Annotated in this window: 12 protein-coding genes; 6 read left to right on the top strand and 6 right to left on the bottom strand. The window is 44.9% G+C overall.

Features of this window, described 5'->3' with window-relative positions; genetic code table 11:
• Positions 1 to 19 precede the first annotated feature (19 nt).
• Positions 20 to 610 carry a dockerin type I domain-containing protein gene (locus tag J2Z65_RS36165; protein ID WP_425326208.1) on the top strand — a complete coding sequence of 197 codons (591 nt, stop codon included), beginning with the start codon at positions 20 to 22 and terminating at the stop codon, positions 608 to 610.
• Positions 611 to 928: 318 nt separating this feature from the next.
• Here J2Z65_RS36165 and J2Z65_RS23475 read toward each other — a convergent pair whose 3' ends face one another.
• Positions 929 to 1,567, bottom strand: coding sequence for a DUF1796 family putative cysteine peptidase (locus tag J2Z65_RS23475; protein ID WP_167065688.1), 639 nt, complete (start codon positions 1,565 to 1,567; stop codon positions 929 to 931).
• A gap of 390 nt (positions 1,568 to 1,957) precedes the next feature.
• On the opposite strand from J2Z65_RS23475, the gene J2Z65_RS23470 reads away from it, so the two are divergent.
• Positions 1,958 to 2,269, top strand: a complete 312-nt coding sequence (locus J2Z65_RS23470) for a DUF1806 family protein (RefSeq protein ID WP_167065691.1) — start codon at positions 1,958 to 1,960, stop codon at positions 2,267 to 2,269.
• Positions 2,266 to 2,976 carry a PIG-L family deacetylase gene (locus tag J2Z65_RS23465; protein WP_167065694.1) on the top strand — a complete coding sequence of 237 codons (711 nt, stop codon included), beginning with the start codon at positions 2,266 to 2,268 and terminating at the stop codon, positions 2,974 to 2,976. Before J2Z65_RS23470 ends, J2Z65_RS23465 begins: the two co-directional genes overlap by 4 nt.
• Before the next feature lie 82 nt (positions 2,977 to 3,058).
• On the opposite strand, the gene J2Z65_RS23460 is transcribed toward J2Z65_RS23465, so the two are convergent.
• The 5 genes from J2Z65_RS23460 to J2Z65_RS23440 form a co-directional block, all read right to left on the bottom strand.
• Positions 3,059 to 8,116 carry an OmpL47-type beta-barrel domain-containing protein gene (locus tag J2Z65_RS23460; RefSeq protein WP_209856092.1) on the bottom strand — a complete coding sequence of 1,686 codons (5,058 nt, stop codon included), beginning with the start codon at positions 8,114 to 8,116 and terminating at the stop codon, positions 3,059 to 3,061.
• A 116-nt stretch (positions 8,117 to 8,232) separates the two neighbouring features.
• The gene (locus J2Z65_RS23455; protein ID WP_240159969.1) at positions 8,233 to 9,906 is read right to left on the bottom strand and encodes an extracellular solute-binding protein; all 1,674 of its coding nucleotides are present in this window, start codon (positions 9,904 to 9,906) and stop codon (positions 8,233 to 8,235) included.
• A 66-nt stretch (positions 9,907 to 9,972) separates the two neighbouring features.
• Positions 9,973 to 10,848, bottom strand: a complete 876-nt coding sequence (locus tag J2Z65_RS23450) for a carbohydrate ABC transporter permease (RefSeq protein ID WP_167065702.1) — start codon at positions 10,846 to 10,848, stop codon at positions 9,973 to 9,975.
• 19 nt (positions 10,849 to 10,867) lie between these two features.
• Positions 10,868 to 11,809 carry an ABC transporter permease gene (locus J2Z65_RS23445; RefSeq protein WP_167065744.1) on the bottom strand — a complete coding sequence of 314 codons (942 nt, stop codon included), beginning with the start codon at positions 11,807 to 11,809 and terminating at the stop codon, positions 10,868 to 10,870.
• A 257-nt stretch (positions 11,810 to 12,066) separates the two neighbouring features.
• Positions 12,067 to 14,298 carry an AraC family transcriptional regulator gene (locus J2Z65_RS23440; RefSeq protein ID WP_209856088.1) on the bottom strand — a complete coding sequence of 744 codons (2,232 nt, stop codon included), beginning with the start codon at positions 14,296 to 14,298 and terminating at the stop codon, positions 12,067 to 12,069.
• Between the two features lie 348 nt (positions 14,299 to 14,646).
• Between J2Z65_RS23440 and J2Z65_RS23435 the strand changes: the two genes are divergently transcribed.
• The 3 genes from J2Z65_RS23435 (at position 14,647) to J2Z65_RS23425 (ending at position 17,535) form a co-directional block, all read left to right on the top strand.
• Positions 14,647 to 15,447 (top strand): class I SAM-dependent methyltransferase, encoded by an 801-nt coding sequence (locus tag J2Z65_RS23435; RefSeq protein ID WP_167065708.1) that lies wholly within the window; start codon positions 14,647 to 14,649, stop codon positions 15,445 to 15,447.
• 258 nt (positions 15,448 to 15,705) lie between these two features.
• On the top strand, positions 15,706 to 16,653 hold the full coding sequence (locus J2Z65_RS23430; protein ID WP_167065710.1) for an ABC transporter permease: 948 nt from the start codon (positions 15,706 to 15,708) through the stop codon (positions 16,651 to 16,653).
• A 12-nt stretch (positions 16,654 to 16,665) separates the two neighbouring features.
• Entirely contained in the window at positions 16,666 to 17,535 is an 870-nt protein-coding gene (locus tag J2Z65_RS23425; RefSeq protein WP_167065712.1) for a carbohydrate ABC transporter permease, read from the top strand.
• Positions 17,536 to 17,563 lie beyond the last annotated feature (28 nt).

The following is a 17,563-nucleotide window of genomic DNA, read 5'->3' as shown; positions in this document are numbered from 1 at the left end:
TTTAGGAACGGCTCATGCGGTGAGCGGAGACGGGGATCTGCTGAAGTTGAATTTCTTAACCAAACCGGTTAGCGAAAAGACACCGGCAGAAGCCACATTCACCTTATCGAAGGCCATGATCGCAGTGGGTGACGGAAAGGAAACGGAGTTGCAGGCTATTACGCACAACGTCACAGTCACTCATGTAGATAAATCTGCATTAGAAGACTTGATTGCGAGCGCTCAAAGAATCCATGATGCAGCGACAGAAGGCGGATCGGCAGGACAATATCCGGTAGGATCGAAAGCTAATCTCCAAGAGGCGATCAACAAAGCCCAGAGCGTAGCCAAGAATACGGCAGCCACTCAACAGCAGGTGCAGCAAGCGGCTGGCGACTTGAATGCGGCCTTGCAATCATTCTTGAATTCGGTCGTTACCAAAAAACCGGGCGATCTGAACGGAAATGAAATCGTTTCCATCGGTGACTTAGCCATCTTGGCCAAGGAGTATGGAAAAGACTCCACCGATCCGGATTGGGAACGAATCAAGCACATAGATTTCAATGGCGACGGCAAAATTGACATTGCCGATCTTGCGATTTTGGCCAGGATGATTCTGGAAGAGGCATAACGGCATTATATTTGTTTACCCGCCTTGCAACCTATGCATGGCGGGTTTTTCTGGAGCAGCATGACACGACGACTTCATTCAAAATTATTATGAGAAGGAGGCTGCAAGTGGATCTGAAGACTATATGAAACGGCTAGGGGAGGTATAGTAACGTGAGTCGGAGTGCGTAGCGGCGACAGCTGTCGCTAAAAATGGATGTTAAACAAAATGAAAAGCTTCCGACTATGCGGAACAGTAACTGATGTGATGTATGGGATACTGCTGAGCTGCAGGCTGAACGTTCAGGTACTCCAAAAAGGGCACACCACAGGGTTAAACTCAACGAAGGGACGAAGCCTTTAATTTGAAGCCGTTCATACACGTATCCCAAGCTTGGTTAAATCCTCTCCAGTCTTCTCCTTTCGGTAAGAGCACCGAGCTAATTCCACTCAGCCCCCAATCTTCGTAAATCACGTCTTTACGATCTTCCAGGTGGTTATTCACGATCAGAAGATGGAACTTTCCATTCATTAGCCTTTTTAATGCTGCGTGTAGCTCCTGCGCTTCCTTTCTTTTAGAATTGGTTCTAATAAAAAGAATTGGTTGACCTTGAATAGTTCTCAAAAACCGATCTACGCGTCGATTGAGCTTTTGTTTAAATGCAGGATAAGCATCCTGCCATCGCTCCGCAGTGAGATAAAGAGGGAAATCATGGAAAGATATAACGTCATTTGCGTTATCTCTTACAACAAAGCATTCATAGGTAGTGCCAATGAGTTCAAGCTGGCTAAGTTCCATTAATCCGTTGAAACGATGATCTATCAAACGAACAACTCCGCCGATCGAATCGGAAACAAACCAATCTAAGGGACTTGCAAATTTTCGTAAGCCCAGTCTTTTAAGCTGATATGCTGTTTGACATGTGGAACCCAGACTAATGCAGGCCTTATAACCACCTAGGGAATCGCGCCATTTCATAACTTTCACTCCCGTTTCAACAAACGATCTTCTCCACAATGACGAGTAGAATTAAAATATGCAAATATTAAAATTGCGCTTGGGCAAACATACGGCGTAACCGAAAGTCTTTGCTAACAGACAACAACTTGTATGCAAGTTTAGCCTCGGCATAAAGGTTGAGTAATCGTGGGATCGAGCCGCGATGAATCTGAATAAGATGCCGCGTAAATCGTGGCTTTTTTTGTTTTATGGGATAAAGTTCTTGTCAAAACTATTATGAGAAGAACTTTATCCTATTCCCGATTTCGAACGACTTAATTTAGGGCAATATTGTATTTCGCGCAATGAGCTGTGATACGATTATGTAGTAAGCCAATTTAAATCCTTTTAGAAAAGAGAATCTAAGCGATGATCAAAATAATCAGGTCGAAAGTTGAAGCCGAGCTTCAAACCTTTATTGGGACTGATGTTTATATTCACAGCGAAGCAACTTCATTTGTATTCGTACGCAATTTTAAGGTCAAGGTTACCCATGCCTTTATATCGGGGGAAGGGTCATTTCGTGCCGCGCTCCGATTTGATGGGCATGGCTGGCTTCGAATGGAGGCTCTCACGCATTATGAGTTTGATGCGAACGGTCGTCTTTTGTTGGCCGGTTACGATGACAGAGGTCGGATGAATGTTGCACTGCACATAGGAAAGGAGCCGTTTCCAGAATGAACAATACCCATAAAGTGCCATTGAAGAAGCTACTTGCGGTGTTTGCTCATCCCGACGATGAGTCGTTTATTTGTGGAGGTACCCTCGCCAAATACGCCAGTGAAGAGGTTGACATAACGCTAGTGAGCGCTACGCGAGGAGAAATGGGACGACGAATGGGCAATCCGCCCTATCTCAACCGTGAATCCATGGCAGCTGCACGTGAAATGGAACTACGGAATGCCTGCGACTGCTTGGGAATACGCCAGCTGCTATTTTTGGATATCCGTGACAAGACGGTTGAGTTTGTGGATGAGAATAGCTTGTCAGCACGCATTGCGGCTCTCATCCACGAAGTTGATCCCGATGTCGTGCTTACGTTTCACGAAAAGCTGGGTGGACACCCAGATCATTGTGCAATTGGGAAGGCGACGACGGCAGCTTTTCAAAGAACAGCTCAGCGGGGAGCATTATATTTCATTACGTTTGGTGACGCGATGGAGCATCCGGAACGATATGGGTATTCCCGTAAGGACGTTGTCAAAGTCGATGTGCATGCTCACTTGAATGCAAAGCTTGCCGCGTTTCGTGCCCACCGGTGCCAAACCGAAATCGACGAATGGGTATGGCTGCCCGACCATGAGGCAAGAGCGAGATTCGGTAAATATGAATATTTTTTGAAGGCGGATAGGGAGTCTTCGGCAAAAATTCTCGATGATTTGTTTTAGCATTATTAAATATGATTGATAAAGGGGGAGAGGGGCATAGTATCCAAAAGTGAATTTGGATACTATGCCCCTTCTTTACTTTTCACTTCCCTAATTTTTGCTGCAGATATAGAATGGCATCCCGAAGCAGCTTGGTGCTAGCACTATCCATATACTTGCCGTCTTTGATGACAACATCAAAGTTAGTCGGATCTTTAAGCTGACTTTGGTTTAGCAGTTTCTGAAGCACAGCAACCATATTTTGCAAGCTGTTATAGGTGCTTTGGTTTTTGAAATAACCTATATTCCATAATAAACGAAGCAGATCGTCCAAATGATCGAGATCCATGATCACCTTCAACACAAAGGTGCGTACGATCGTATTGCCCGCGTTATCTGTTGCCGTTACTTCTAACGTATGCTGACCTAACCACAAGCTAAGCGGTTGGAGGTTTATGTTAGGGTTAACAAAAATGCCGTCCAGTTTAACCCTAGATGAGGCTATTCCACTTAAAGCATCTGTGATACCAACATTCATGACAAACGGATCCGTCCAAAAGACAGTTAAAGGACCGGCAATGTTGATTTCAGGAGCTTGCGGATCGTAGCGTACTTCCGCAGAGTGGTTAACTTCTTGATTGCCTGCAGCATCTATGCTGTAATAGTGAATCGTGTTCACACCGTAAGTGTTTACCGTAACCGAGGTTCCAGCACTTGCAGTTTCCTCATTCATTGAGTAAAAGGTCTGTTGTACACCGCTCAAAGAATCATAAGCCGCTATTGTGACGGTTTGTGGTATACGTTGCCACCTTTCTAATGAGGTGTGTGTGGTTGTTGGAGCGGTTTTGTCGATTCCTATAATTAAATCTTTGGGCAATTCCTCGTTATTCATCACATCAATGGAGCGGTATTGGATTTGATAAATCCCTTCATCGGCGAAGGTGACCGGCTGATCCGAGACAGTCTGCCAGGCTTCAGATCCTCCCAGAATACGGTATTCTGTCCGCTTGATTCCTACACCAACGGTAGGATGTGTGACCGTGAAAGCAACCCGCACATTTTGCCTGTTAAAAATACCGGAACCCGTTGCTCCGTCCGCTGTCGCTGTGGTCACAGGAGGGGAGATATCCCTCTTAGTCACCTGAAACGTAATCTCCTTCGTGTTGTTCGTGCGATCCATCTCAGTGAATCGCCCGATATCATTGATATTGACGCTTAATTGGTAGGTGGCTTCTCCATTAGGCACTTCCCAATAGCCATTTTCACCTCCGGCATTCGTATACAGTGTTGCACTGCCGCCAACTGGGATAGATTGATTATACGTATCCGTATAGCCGAACGAACCGCCGTTCAAACCAAATACAGCTCCTGTAATTTGACCGGCTGGAGTAGGGAGAAGACCGACGTTTTTCACCGTGACATAGAAACGAACTCCTGTTTGCCCGGCATAAGGATTGGCTGGATCCGTTCCAAGTTCGGTCACGATAAGATCAGGGCCCGGTATTAAGGGCTGGCGTTCCAAACTCAAAAACTCAAACGATTGATGGATAACTCGGCCGTTTTTAGCGACAACTTTAATGATGTGGTTTGCCATAGGGAGGCCCGTTTTTTCGAAAACCACCTTCTTCGCGCCTTGTGTGTTTGCCGTTTTCAAATCAACAGTTGCTTGCAGGACATCATCGATGTAGACGTCTGCCGCTCCTAAAGTAGACTCAATATCGGAGTACCAACGAATTCCCGTGCCTTTAAAACCCATAGCTGCGTAATCACCCAGTGTTGTCGTTTCATGAAGATCCGCTCCATTTGCTCCGAGTGCGAAGGTAGCAGAGGAATAATACGTATTTGTACTGGAATGAATGACATTCGTCCAAAGTGTTTGAGGCGTTTCATCCAAGAGGCCTTCTGTCAGCTCAAACCAATCGAAGTAGGCGAATACATTATCACTGCTCTTAACGATAGATAGCACCAGATTGCTCACGTCCGAAGGCATCATGACGTTATATTCGATTGTTGTATAGACGTTAGGCTCCGTTCCAGGCAAATCAAGGGTCCGAATCAACTGATTGTTGAGTACGAGATTGACCTTTTTGTTCGCAGCAGAACTATATTTGAGCTTAAGAATATAATTGGTATTTGCCTTAACAGGAGGTTTCAACAAGTTCATTCGCCCTTGCGTATAATACATCCCAACGAATGTGCCATGATGTGTCACTCCTTCCAGTTCCGTTTGTTCCGCTTCCACATGTAAAGCTCCCGTAGACGTAGTGGTAAAAGGGGAGGCTGGTAAAGATAAGGAAGATATGGCTATTGGGGCGCTCGACAAGGATTCATTGCCCGAATTATCATAAGCAATAAGCGTATAAGTATGAGCGCTTTCAGGACTCACATCTTGATGTGAATAGCGTGTTACTGCTCTAGGAAGCTTTGCAAGGAGTACGCCGTTATCGTACAGCTTATATCCAGCCACTTCTGCATTATCCGTAGAAGGTTGCCATGTCAGCTTGATTTGTTTGTATGAAACCGCCCGTGCTTGTAGAGTAGGTGTGTTCGGTATGGAATTCTCGTACGGAGTCAGAATGTACTGAACGGCTTCACCGGGCTGGATCGTTTCCGATAACTGCGCGCCCGAAGCGGCATCAATGATGGTAAAACTGCGAGCAGCCGCATACGTATTGCCAGCGCCAAAGCGTTCTGCCGCATACTGAGTGTTAGCAGGCAGTGTAACGTTAACGTTCATCGTGACCGGAGACGTTTCAAAATTAACAAAGTTGAGCAGAATTTTATTGGATTTCGCTCCTGTACTGCTTACACCAAGCGTTGATGTATCCACCGCACGGAAGTAAGCTTTTTTCCCAGCAAGCTCATTCTGATTTGTATACACATAAGGGAGTGGTTTGCCATGAGTACTGTAGGCAAGCGCTAAGCGGCGGAAAATTTTCAAGCGCGTTTCATCGGGATCGCTTGCGTTCAACCAAGCTTCAGCATCGTCAGCTGATTTCATTTCGATGTCCTCTTTGAGCAAGCTATACTCTCGGAAGTAAGCTGCATGCTGCATAATGTAATCAAGGTAGCCAATCGTACTGCGCGTTTCCCGATCGAAGATGGAGGCGAAGCGATGGGGGAAGGTGTCATAACGGTTATTATCGGTATGAAAATCATTCGCTCCCGTTTCACTCATCATCATCGGTTTAGCCAGTCCGTCTCCCTGATAATCAGGATAGGTTTTTAGTGTTTCTACGAGGGCGCCACCCTCACCACTTGAAATCCCGCTTAAGGTATAGCTGTGACCATTTGTCATATCGGTATAATCTTCAATCTGTTTGCGATAGGCAGGATCGCGCTCCCAGCCATCCGGGATGCCTTTGGAGGGCCAGTAGGCCCAACCTGGAGAAACCGCTTTCAACCATGGGTTTAGCAATGGCTTTTGCTCACTAACATACTTGGCAAGAGCCAAATCAGCAGCAAAGGCATTGTTGAAGACGCCAGGTTCATTATCAAGTTCCAGGTATTCAAACAAATCCCCATTTTCCGCGATGAGATTGTTATAATACTCTTTCAGCTTCTCTGGGACAACACCAGACGAGAGCTCCGGATCTTTGATATAAGTTCCGAACGGCAGCAGCACGGGTGCCAAATTCAAATCGCGCAAGGCTGTCAGCCATTCACGCGAAAATTGACTGCTACGTATGACGTTCCCGCTGTAGGCAAGTCCCAGCCACTTCGTTACTTCCATCGTTTGCAAGTCGCGGTCTTTCAACACATGCGACACTAGCGCCGTTCCCAGACGAATATATCGTCCGTGAATGGGTTCTGTTGCTGGAGCTCCCAAAGCCTCAAGTTTGGCATAATCCCACTCAAACCAATGAAATTCATCACCTTCCGTTCCCGCATACAAACCTCGATCCAACGAAAGCTTCAGTTCATTAGATCCAACCTTCAGCATTTCCTTAGGAATATACAACTCGTAAGTTTCTTTGAATTTCCGATTCGTATTTCCGCCGTTAAGGCCAACAATCTGGATTAAACCGGCCATCGTATCATTGGAAAATACAGCTAGCTGTGGAACGGAAACATACGCATCTAAGCTCCTGAAGCTGAATTGTACGCCATAATCCGGAATCGCGGCGAGGTTGTAAGTAATAACCATAGTACCGTTGCGGCTAAGCTTTAAGCCTTTGGATAACGAACTCCAATCTGTGCGAGTAGCCCAGTCAGAAGGGAGGTTGAAGGACTCAATTGGAGTCGTTTTATAATCGCTAAATTCAGTTGATAGCTGATTATCAAGCCCAATCCTCCAAAGCGTCGTATACACGGGCACGGGCTCCACAGCTTTCGTTAAGGTGTAAAAAGTAGTTGAAAACAGGGTTTTTCCAACTGGCTGCGCAGATGTTTCTTTCAACCGAACTTGGATTTGTCCTGTCGTATAATTGATATTATCCAACTGAAGCGGGTTCACTGTTACGGTTTGCCAGGTGTAACCGCGATCCGTGCTGTATTCATAGGCTGCCAAATCCGAATAACCGGGGACAAGCGTCCATCCGAATGTATTCGCTGTGTCGTCCTGGACGGGATTTGTTGGCGCATCTGGGAGCACGTAGGGTGTCAAGTATGCCCCGGGTATCACTTGTTGGGCTATACCCGGACCTTGCCAAGCGACAGCTAAATTGTCATTCGAGGTGTTTTCTTTGTGAATCGCCTCGATATAATATCTTTTGCCACTTGATAGCGGAATGACCACTGATTTCTGAGTAGGGGACTTGTTCCACTCTCTGGGCTTGGCGAAGACTGTGTTCCATGCGATTTTCTCTTTGTGCGCAGGATCGCCATCTGGACTTAGCCATAACTCGGAGCTGTCATCCGCAGCAATCCAGAAGGTGTATCCACCGCTAACTGGCGGCGTCAGAAAACCATAAACGCGAGAACCATAGAGATCTCCCGTATTGTTCGGTGTCTCAAAGTTAGCGAGTAACCTCGAACCCGACGGAGGCGTGTTTAATGGAATCTGTTCTACTTTCCCGCCAGGAATATTGTTCCAATAGTCTTGGGTAATACCTGTTCCCGCAGCCAAAGCACGGTAAGCAGGGAAGAAGGGGAGCAGGGAGACAATGATTGCCGACAGAAGGATTGAAACTAGGAGTTTTGACTTGTGTAGGGATCTCATAATTACCTCCAAATAAATGGATTATCAATAGGATTCCCTAATCCTATCCGGGGTCCACGTCATGTGTAGGCGGTGCTCCGACATAGCTAACTTAGAAGCACCGCTACTCCTTCGTTCTATTTCAATTCATTCTGAGACTGTTCAGCGAATTTGTATAGATCATCAATACTAAATGCCTTGGTTTTGTTATTCTCATACCATTTGGCATAATAATCATCGACTTGCTTGCCGCCTGCTTTTTCCCAGATATCCTTGGCATCCTTCACAGCTTGCTGTGCGGTATAGCCAGTGCCGCCTACCAATGCTTTCAACCAGATATCACCTTTGTCGATGTTGTTGGATTTGCTTGTGCTTTTGACAATCGCTTGCAGATCATCAGGCAAGACCGGTAAGAAGTCATAACCGAGAGAAGGAATAGGGCGATCTTTATTGATATAGATTTCTTTGGATTTAAGGTTAATATCGAGCAGTTCTTTTTGCGTAGGCACTTCAGGGCGAAGGTTCACCAGATACACTTCCGCGCATTTGCCCAGCAACAAATCGGATCTCATCATATTTAAATCGTCGGTGTAGAGCTCTTTCTTATTTTTCTCCGTATCAATAGGCTGCAAACAACCGTTCGAACCCATTTGCGAATGTGTACCCTCGATTCCGTTTTTCAGCAAATTGGCATGTTCGGGAGCTACCATCCAGTCTATATATTGCATAATCGCTTTCGGATCTTTAGCTTTGGCGTTGACAACACCGACCATTTGAACGGGTGTACTGATAATGGGGCTGAACTGACCGAATTGGCTTTTCGGTAATGCCATTGGAATGACTTTAGCCGTAGGATTGTTCTTCTTCAAAGTTTCATAGTTCGAGATGGTAAACCATGCACTGTCGATCGCAAAAATCCCTAATTTTCCATTCATGAAATCCTGGATGCCTTTTTGTCCGTTTTTATCTGTAAGAAAGTCCTTATCAACTAAACCGTTGTCAAACAAACGTTTCTGGAATTCGACAGATGCTTGGAGACGATCCCAATCATGGACGAAAGTACCGTTTTGTTCAGCCCAATCGATCGAACGCCCGAAGATATGGCTGATCACGGAGAAGCCGACCCCGCTCAGATTGATACCGAACGTATCCTTTTTACCGTTGCCGTCTGGATCTTGGTTCACGAATGCATTGGCCACGTTATACAATTCCTCTGTCGTCGTAGGGACTTGCAGGTTCAGCTTCTGCAGCCAATCCTCACGGATTAAGAGACGATGATGCGGGGCCACGACATTTAAGCGTCCAATTTCATAAAATTTACCATCTTCCTTCGTTCCAATCTTGCGCAGTAGAGGGTACTTCTCCAGAATTTGTTTGTAGGTCGTGCTGTACTTTTCAACCATCTCATCAATCGGCATCAGAAGCTTCTGCGAATACCAGCTGTTCCTGTAATTGGCATCATACTCCAGAATCAAATCCGGTGCGCTTCCTGAGGCAAACAAGGCATTAAATTTTGGGAATGACTCCCAACGGGGAACGGGTGTGTATTTCACATCGACAGGACCGTTCTTGTTGATCCACTCCACCCAACGGTTTTTATCCCAGTTGCCTTCCTCTGGAGGAATATTGCCCCGATCATACACGGAAACGTTAATCGCGCCTCTTTTAGTAGGTTCGGTTGCTGGGGTCGCATTCGGATTTGACGATGTACCTGGATCGTCGACTTTGGGTGTGGAGCAGCCCGCCAATACTGCGACACAGACTAGTGTAGACAGTAGAGCTTTCTGCTGATCCTTGCGTAACATAAACATGGATATACCCCCCTTAGATAATTCGTTTCCAAAAACATCTCAAGTTAGGTTGTGTTGTCTTTCGTCTTATCCTTTAATCGCACCGATCATAACCCCTTTTACAAAATACTTCTGCAAGAAAGGATAGACGATGAGCATAGGCACAATGAGTACGATCACGCCGGCCGCTTTGATGGATTCTGGTGTCATTTGCTGCAGATCATCCGGTCTCACGGAGTTAAGCTCTTGAAGAATGGATTGGCTGGCGACCATTTGTTGAATCATAACGGCCAAGTTCATCCGAGTGCTGTCATTGATAAAAATAAGTACATGTAAGAAGGAATTCCAATATCCAACGCCATAAAATAAAGTTAACGTTGCCAAAACGGGGAGGGATAGAGGGAGAATGATCCGCGTGAGAAGTCGCCATTCGCCGCAACCATCTATGCGTGCTGCCTCTTCAAGCTCTTCAGGCACGTTCATAAAGAAGGTCCGAAGCACGAGCAGATTAAATGCGTTGATCAGTCCAGGCATCCAAATGGCGCCGTAAGTATCCAATAAGCCAAGACTTTTCACAATCAGGAAAAGAGGAATTAATGGTGTACCGAACAGCATGGTAAATACAATTGCCAATGTAAAAAAACGACGCGCATAGAAATATTTCTTGGCTAACGGGTAAGCCGCCATGATGGTAAACCACATGCTGAGCACAACGCCTACAACGGTAATCACGATGCTATTGCGGAAAGCTTTTACTATATTCGTGCCCGTGTATAAGGCCTTATACGCTTCCATTGTCCAGCCTTGCGGCCAGAGAGTAACATGCCCGGATACAATCGCCTGATAGCTGCTCAGTGATAAAGATATAATATGCATCAAGGGAAGCACGCAGCTTAGAGCTGCAAGGCCAAGGAACATATAATTGAGCGTGTAAAAGATTTTCTCATCCCATGTTGGTTTCATGAGGGGGGAGGCTCCTTTCTTACCACAGTCCTTGATCGAATTTACGGGCCAGTTGATTTGCAAGGACGACGAAGAAGAAACCGACCAGAGATTCAAACAACCCAACCGCCGTAGTTAAACTGTACTGTCCTCCCTGAACGCCTACGATATAGATATAGGTGCTGATGACATTCGAGACATCCGAAACGGCTGCATTTTGGAGCGTGTACACGTGATCAAATCCGACTTCCATGACATTTCCCATACTCAGAATCAGCATGAGAATAATTGTGCTGCGAATGCCAGGCAGCGTGACATACCAGATCTGCTTCCATTTGGACGCTCCGTCGATGCTGGCAGATTCGTACAGATGCGTATCGATCGAGGTAAGAGCCGCCAGATAGATGATCGCTCCCCAACCGGCTTCCTTCCAAATCCCAGAACCCAGGAAGATAGCTATCCAGCTATGTTCCTGATACAAGAAGGCAGTGGTGTGACCCGTCCATAGCTCCAATAGCTTGTTAACGATACCGGATTGCTGGGAGAAAATCGTAACGACAATGCCTCCGACAATGACCCATGAAAAGAAGTGAGGAACATAGATCAGCGTCTGCACAATCTTTTTGAACCGCATGGCGCGAACTTCATTCAGTAAGATGGCAATGATAATTGGAAAAGGAAATCCAGCGGCAATGCTTAATAAGCTCAATGTGACGGTGTTGCGGATGATAGTCAGCGTCTGGGGTTGGCTGAAAAGTGCCTTGAAATACTTGAGGCCAACCCAAGGGCTTCCCCATATGCCATCCATCAAGTTATAGTTCTTGAAGGCAATAATATTTCCTAGTATTGGAAAATATCTAAAGATAATAAAGTAAGCAATAACCGGAACAAACATAATCAACAGCGGCATATTTTGCTTGAAACGACGACGGGGCTGCAGCGACTTTGCAGTAGGGTGGGTAAATCTTCGAGAAGTAATCATGGGGGCTGATTGAATGTTGTCTAGCGGTGTATGTGGCATCGTTTTTTCACCTTCTTTCGTGTATAAATTGAACCATCTTTTGTCCCTTGCCGTCGATGGAATCAATGTACCTCAGAGGTGCAATCTTTCTCAATATACATGAATTAGTGAATAAACTCTTTTGAAATCCCTTGCTGTACAAGGCTTGTGAGGATTTGACACCGAGGTGAATAAACAACAATTAACGAATAAACTTTTCTTGAAAAATGGCATTATTATTACTTCCGGTAGTCGCCAGGCGTGACGCCCGTATATTTCTTGAAGGCACGAATAAACGATATAGCATGCGTGTATCCAACCTTGACCCCAATGTCCTGGACGGAGTAACGACTGCTCTGTAGCAGCTTCTGCGCTTGTTCCATCCGGATCTTAACGAGATAATCGACGAATTTTTCGCCAAACTCCTCTTTGAATGCGCGGCTGACATGCGAGGCATGAAGCTGAAATTGCTCGCTAAGCGAGGTAAGCGATAACTCTGGATCTGTATAGTGCGTCTCCATGTAGGTGCGAATCTGGTTCATGACTGCATGCGTGCTTCTGTCTTCACGAATACCAGCCATCCGCTGCGACACTTCTTCTAATAGGTGAAACCACTCTGCATATAATTCTTCGATCGTATCGAACTGTTCAATGGCGTCGTTCAGCTGGGGCAGTACGATTAGCCATAACTCCCGCAGCTCAGCTGAGAGCTCCATCATTTCCCTGTGTAAATAATAAACTAAATAATTCATGAGATTCCGGATCTCATCGTATGAGAATAACCCGACTTTTAATTCGGTGAAAATTTGCTCAAAGTGCAGCTTCCAACCCTTGTCTCCCAAACGAAAACACTGAGCAAGTGATTTGATCATAGGCAAGTGCTTATACATTTCCTTCTCTGCGGACGCTTCGGATTCCCAATGATACAGAACTCGATTCGTCCCTAAGGTCGATTTGAAGCGAAGAACATGGGTGGCAGCCTCGTAGGAATGAACAAGCTCCTGAACTTGTCCGACCACATGCCCGACTCCCAGAGTAATGCGAAAATGCAGATGCTGCGCGACCCAGGAGCGAACATTTTCGCACAGATTGGCTGCGAGCTTCTCACTGTTTTTGACATTCTCATCAGCAAATATCACAACACTAAGCCTATGCGTAGCCGTCCATTCCGCCCACACAATCAGGCTAAGCAAGTCAGCTGTTTCATAAACGATCCGGCTTAGTACAAATTTGAACAGTTCTTGATCCTTTTGAGAGAACATTCGGACTACTTCCATATATTTATCCATCTCGATGACTGCTGCAGCAAGTTGACCGAAGCCATAAGGCAATTCCAGCCGATTCATCTCGGCCTTCCACTCTTCATCATCTACCACCCGACTGCCCTCCAGCCATTCTTTGAAAAAGTGCCTCTGTCTGAATACGATATCTTCCTCATGCTGCTTCTCATAGCGGCTGGATAACTCCATGAGATTGCTTATGACTCGATCAATATACTGGAACTCGTCTTTTTTCTTACCCTCCATACCCATTGACTTCAGTTTGGAATATGCATGGATTCGGGACATAATCAACTTAATCGGCTGATAATTACGATGTGTCACATAGGTCATCCAGACCCCGCCAAGAACAACCATAACCAGTCCCATTCCGATCCATACATAAGAGAAGACAGAGGTGAAGGTAAATAAATACTCATCGTTGAGACCACTGCGGTATTCCCAGTTTGTATAATTGGAATGGATACGAGTCAGCTCAGATCCTCTTTTCCTAGATCCTACAGCTCCATCTGCGTTTCCGGAAGCCATCAGCTGGTTGCCTTCGGGATCATATACTTTGATGAAGCTGATCTTTGAATTGGACATTTCACCGACCATTCCTACAATAGAATCCAAACTGATATTGACAACAATGATGCCTTTTTGCCCGGATAACAGAGGAATCTTTCGTACTAACGAAATGACAACCTTACGTTGATCAATCTCAGTAAATTCTTTAAAGATCCGCTGATTTGTCAGCTGATACTTAGAAGGGCTCTTTATCATCTCTTCGATAAAGGCTTTATCGCCGAAACGGTCTGCTGTTATCATCGTGTTTGGACTAATGACCATTTGATCGGAAACCCGGTAGAAATAAACCGAATCAATAAACTTGTTGTAGTTCATCATGCCCCGAATCAATTCTGTGACTTCATAAGCGGAGTAATAGGGATTTCCTTCAAATCTGTTGTCAAAAAACTGGTCAATCCGCTGATTTGTCTGCAATTCCTTGATCACATATTCATCTATCGTCTTCAAGGTATAGTCAACCGACTGCATGATATGTAAAGCATACGTTTTATTTGCATTTTCAGCTTCTTTTTTGGACAATTGGCTGATCGAAAGAATAATAAGCACTATGAGTACAGAAGTGATCATGAAAAATACAGGCAGATAAGAGAATAGAAGCCGATAAAACCATGGTTTGGTCATAAAAACGCTCCTCTAAAATAATCCATATGCAATGAAATAACAGTTCTGCTTCATACATTTGCGACCTTTCACTGTCGTACTTTATATGCAAAATATTCAGGGATCATGCTTGTATAAGTGAATACGCTTGATACAGGCATTTCAATACATTAAACCTTAACAGGATAGTTCCAATATGTGGAAACATATAATTGGTAATAAATAATGGACTCTGGTGAAAACAAAGGTCTGCAAAGGGAGTACTACTGTGATTTTAATTTTGCAGCTAACAAAAAATAGGGAGGAGGATTAATTACCACGACATGGTATAATATGGAAGTCCATTCTAAGAGACGAGGTGAATAGACCATGACTGATTATACGAAAAGTAACCGCGTGCATTGGAACGCCCGCACTGCCGTCAATGCCGCCAGATACGATATCGCTGGGTTCAAAGTAGGCAAATCTACTCTGAATCCGATTGAACTCGAGGAACTGAACGATGTAGCGGGTAAGTCGATGCTGCACCTCCAATGCCATTTTGGTTTGGATACGCTCTCCTGGGCTCGTCTTGGTGCTCACGTTACCGGGGTAGATTTTTCCGAGGATGCAATCGCGCTCGCCGAGCGTTTAACTCAGGAAACAGGTTTAGGCGCGCGTTTTATGTGCACAGATATCTATAAGTTGCCTCAGGTACTCGAAGATAAGTTCGATATTATCTATACGACAGGCGGTGTCTTGTTTTGGCTCTCCGATCTGGGTCAGTGGGCGAAGATCATCGCGCATTTCCTCAAACCAGGAGGCATCTTGTACCTTCAGGAGGAGCATCCGTTTCTCAATGTCTTTGATGATTCTGCCGATGTAACGGATTTGCACACGCGCTACCCATACTTTCATACGGAGCAACCCATTCGGATCGAGGGTTTACTGCCATTTTCCGATCCTGCGGCCAATCAGCGGAGCGTCGAGTATTCCTGGAGTTTTAGTTTCAGTGATATCCTGAACGCCTTGATCGCTGCCGGCTTGCGCTTGGACTATCTTCATGAGTTCTCCCATGGGAGCAACCGACGTTTCCCGTTCATGGTGCAGAGCGAAGAGGGGCGATGGCGATGGAAAGACTCCACCAACGATATTCCACTTACGTTCTCGTTGCAGGCCACAAAGGGATGATGAAAGTATCAAAGTGCGTCCTCCTATCCCCAGTGGTGTGATCAAGCAGCAGCCAAACCCAATCCTTCTCCTGATTGCGGACAAGTGAAAGCACCTAGAAACGGTTGCTCTCACTCTGTCCGTTTTTTTATGCTGATTGTATTGGAATTGTGCAAGGCCGTACTTACTTAATATCTTATAAGAAATTCTTGAAATTACAGAAATTTATCCAATAGGGGGATGCTATTATACAAATATAAATAAAGACGAGGTGATGATATGCAAGCGAAATTGGCAGCGGACGCCATTCCCCTCCCCAAAAAGCGGAATTCATGGATAAGAACGATACAAAAGTATAAAGTGATGTATGCTCTTTTATTCCCGGCATTAGTTTACTTTGCAGTATTCAAATACATTCCTATGGCGGGAATCATTATTGCTTTTAAAAACTATAACCTGGCTTTGGGACTATGGGATAGCCCATGGGTGGGATTGAAAAACTTTAAAGATTTTATTAACGGTGTTTATTTCTGGGACATCATGAGAAATACGATTATCATATCGCTGTATAAGTTATTGTTCGGTTTCTCCGCTCCCATCGTACTAGCTTTGCTTCTCAATGAAGTTTATACCCAATGGTTTAAGAAAATCGTACAAACGATCACATATTTGCCCCATTTTCTGTCATGGGTCATTGTTTATGGACTGATGGTGGCATTATTAGCCCCAGGTGATGGCCTTTTTAATATGATTTTGAAGGAAAATGGTGTTGGGCCCATATCTTTTCTAACGGAACCTGCTTGGGGCAGACTTCTGATCATCTTATCTGAAATATGGAAGGATATTGGATGGGGAGCGATATTATACCTTGCCGCATTAGCAGGAATCGATCCAAGCTTATATGAAGCGGCTCGAATTGATGGCGCTTCCAAGTGGAGACAGCTATGGCATGTCACATTACCCGGCATTCGAGGAGTTATTATTCTGATGCTGATCCTTAAATTAAGCCATATTCTGGATGCTGGCTTTGACCAAATATTCATGTTTGCTAACAGCTTTAACCAGGAGAAGATCGATATTATCGACACGTGGGTATACCGTGAAGGGTTGGAGCGACTTAAGATTGGCTTGGCTACTGCTGTGGGATTATTTAAAGCTGTCATCGGATTTGTTTTAGTTTTGGCTGCGAACAAGCTCGCTAAAAAATTCGATGGGCAAATTTGGTGAGGTGGTTTTCGTATGATTAATCTGACAATCGGGGAGAAAGTATGGCAAGCAGCCGTTTATATGATTCTTATTGTGCTATCCCTACTTTGTTTGCTTCCCTTTCTATATGTGGTTGCTGTTTCCGTGACGCCAGAATCGGAAGTGTTAAGAAAAGGAATTGTTATTATACCAGAATCCTTTACCCTTGTAGCCTATAAAGAAGTATTCATTTCTCATGGTATAGGGCAGGCGTATAAAATTACTTTGTTTCGAACGATTGTAGGCACTGCGCTAAATGTGTTTTTTACGATAATAGCGGCTTACCCGTTGTCCAAAAAATATTTGCCGGGACGAAGCTCATTTTTAATATTCATTGTGTTTACCATGATGTTTGGCGGAGGATTAATTCCGACTTATTTGTTAATCCGCTCACTGGGATTGCTAAACAGTCCGTGGGTATTGATTATTCCGCATCTTATTAGTGCATTTAATCTGGTGATCATTAAAGGCTTTTTCGAGCAATTGCCTGCTGAAATCGAGGAATCGGCGAGGGTAGATGGCGCAAGTGAACTTCAGTCGCTATGGAGGATCATTTTACCCCTGTCCTTACCCGTCCTTGCCACAATTTCTTTATTTTACGCAGTGGGGCATTGGAACAGTTATTTCGATGCTATTGTTTACTTGAATGATTCGAACTTAATGCCGCTTCAAGTTGTCTTGCGCAACATTCTGCTTAACGTCGCAACACAAAGCGCTGATTCGATTGCCAATTCCGGTACGGTTAGCAAGTTCGCTGTGCAAATGGCTGCTGTCGTCGTGACTACGGTTCCTATTTTGATCGTTTATCCATTTATGCAAAAGCATTTTACTAAGGGTGTGCTCATGGGATCGATTAAAGGTTAAAAGGCAATTCCTACCTAGGTTGTTGCGG

Source organism: Paenibacillus aceris (assembly GCF_017874035.1).
Lineage (GTDB): Bacteria > Bacillota > Bacilli > Paenibacillales > NBRC-103111 > Paenibacillus_E > Paenibacillus_E aceris.
Note: the sequence above shows the minus strand (reverse complement) of the source record. Positions and strands in the feature narration are given on the sequence as shown.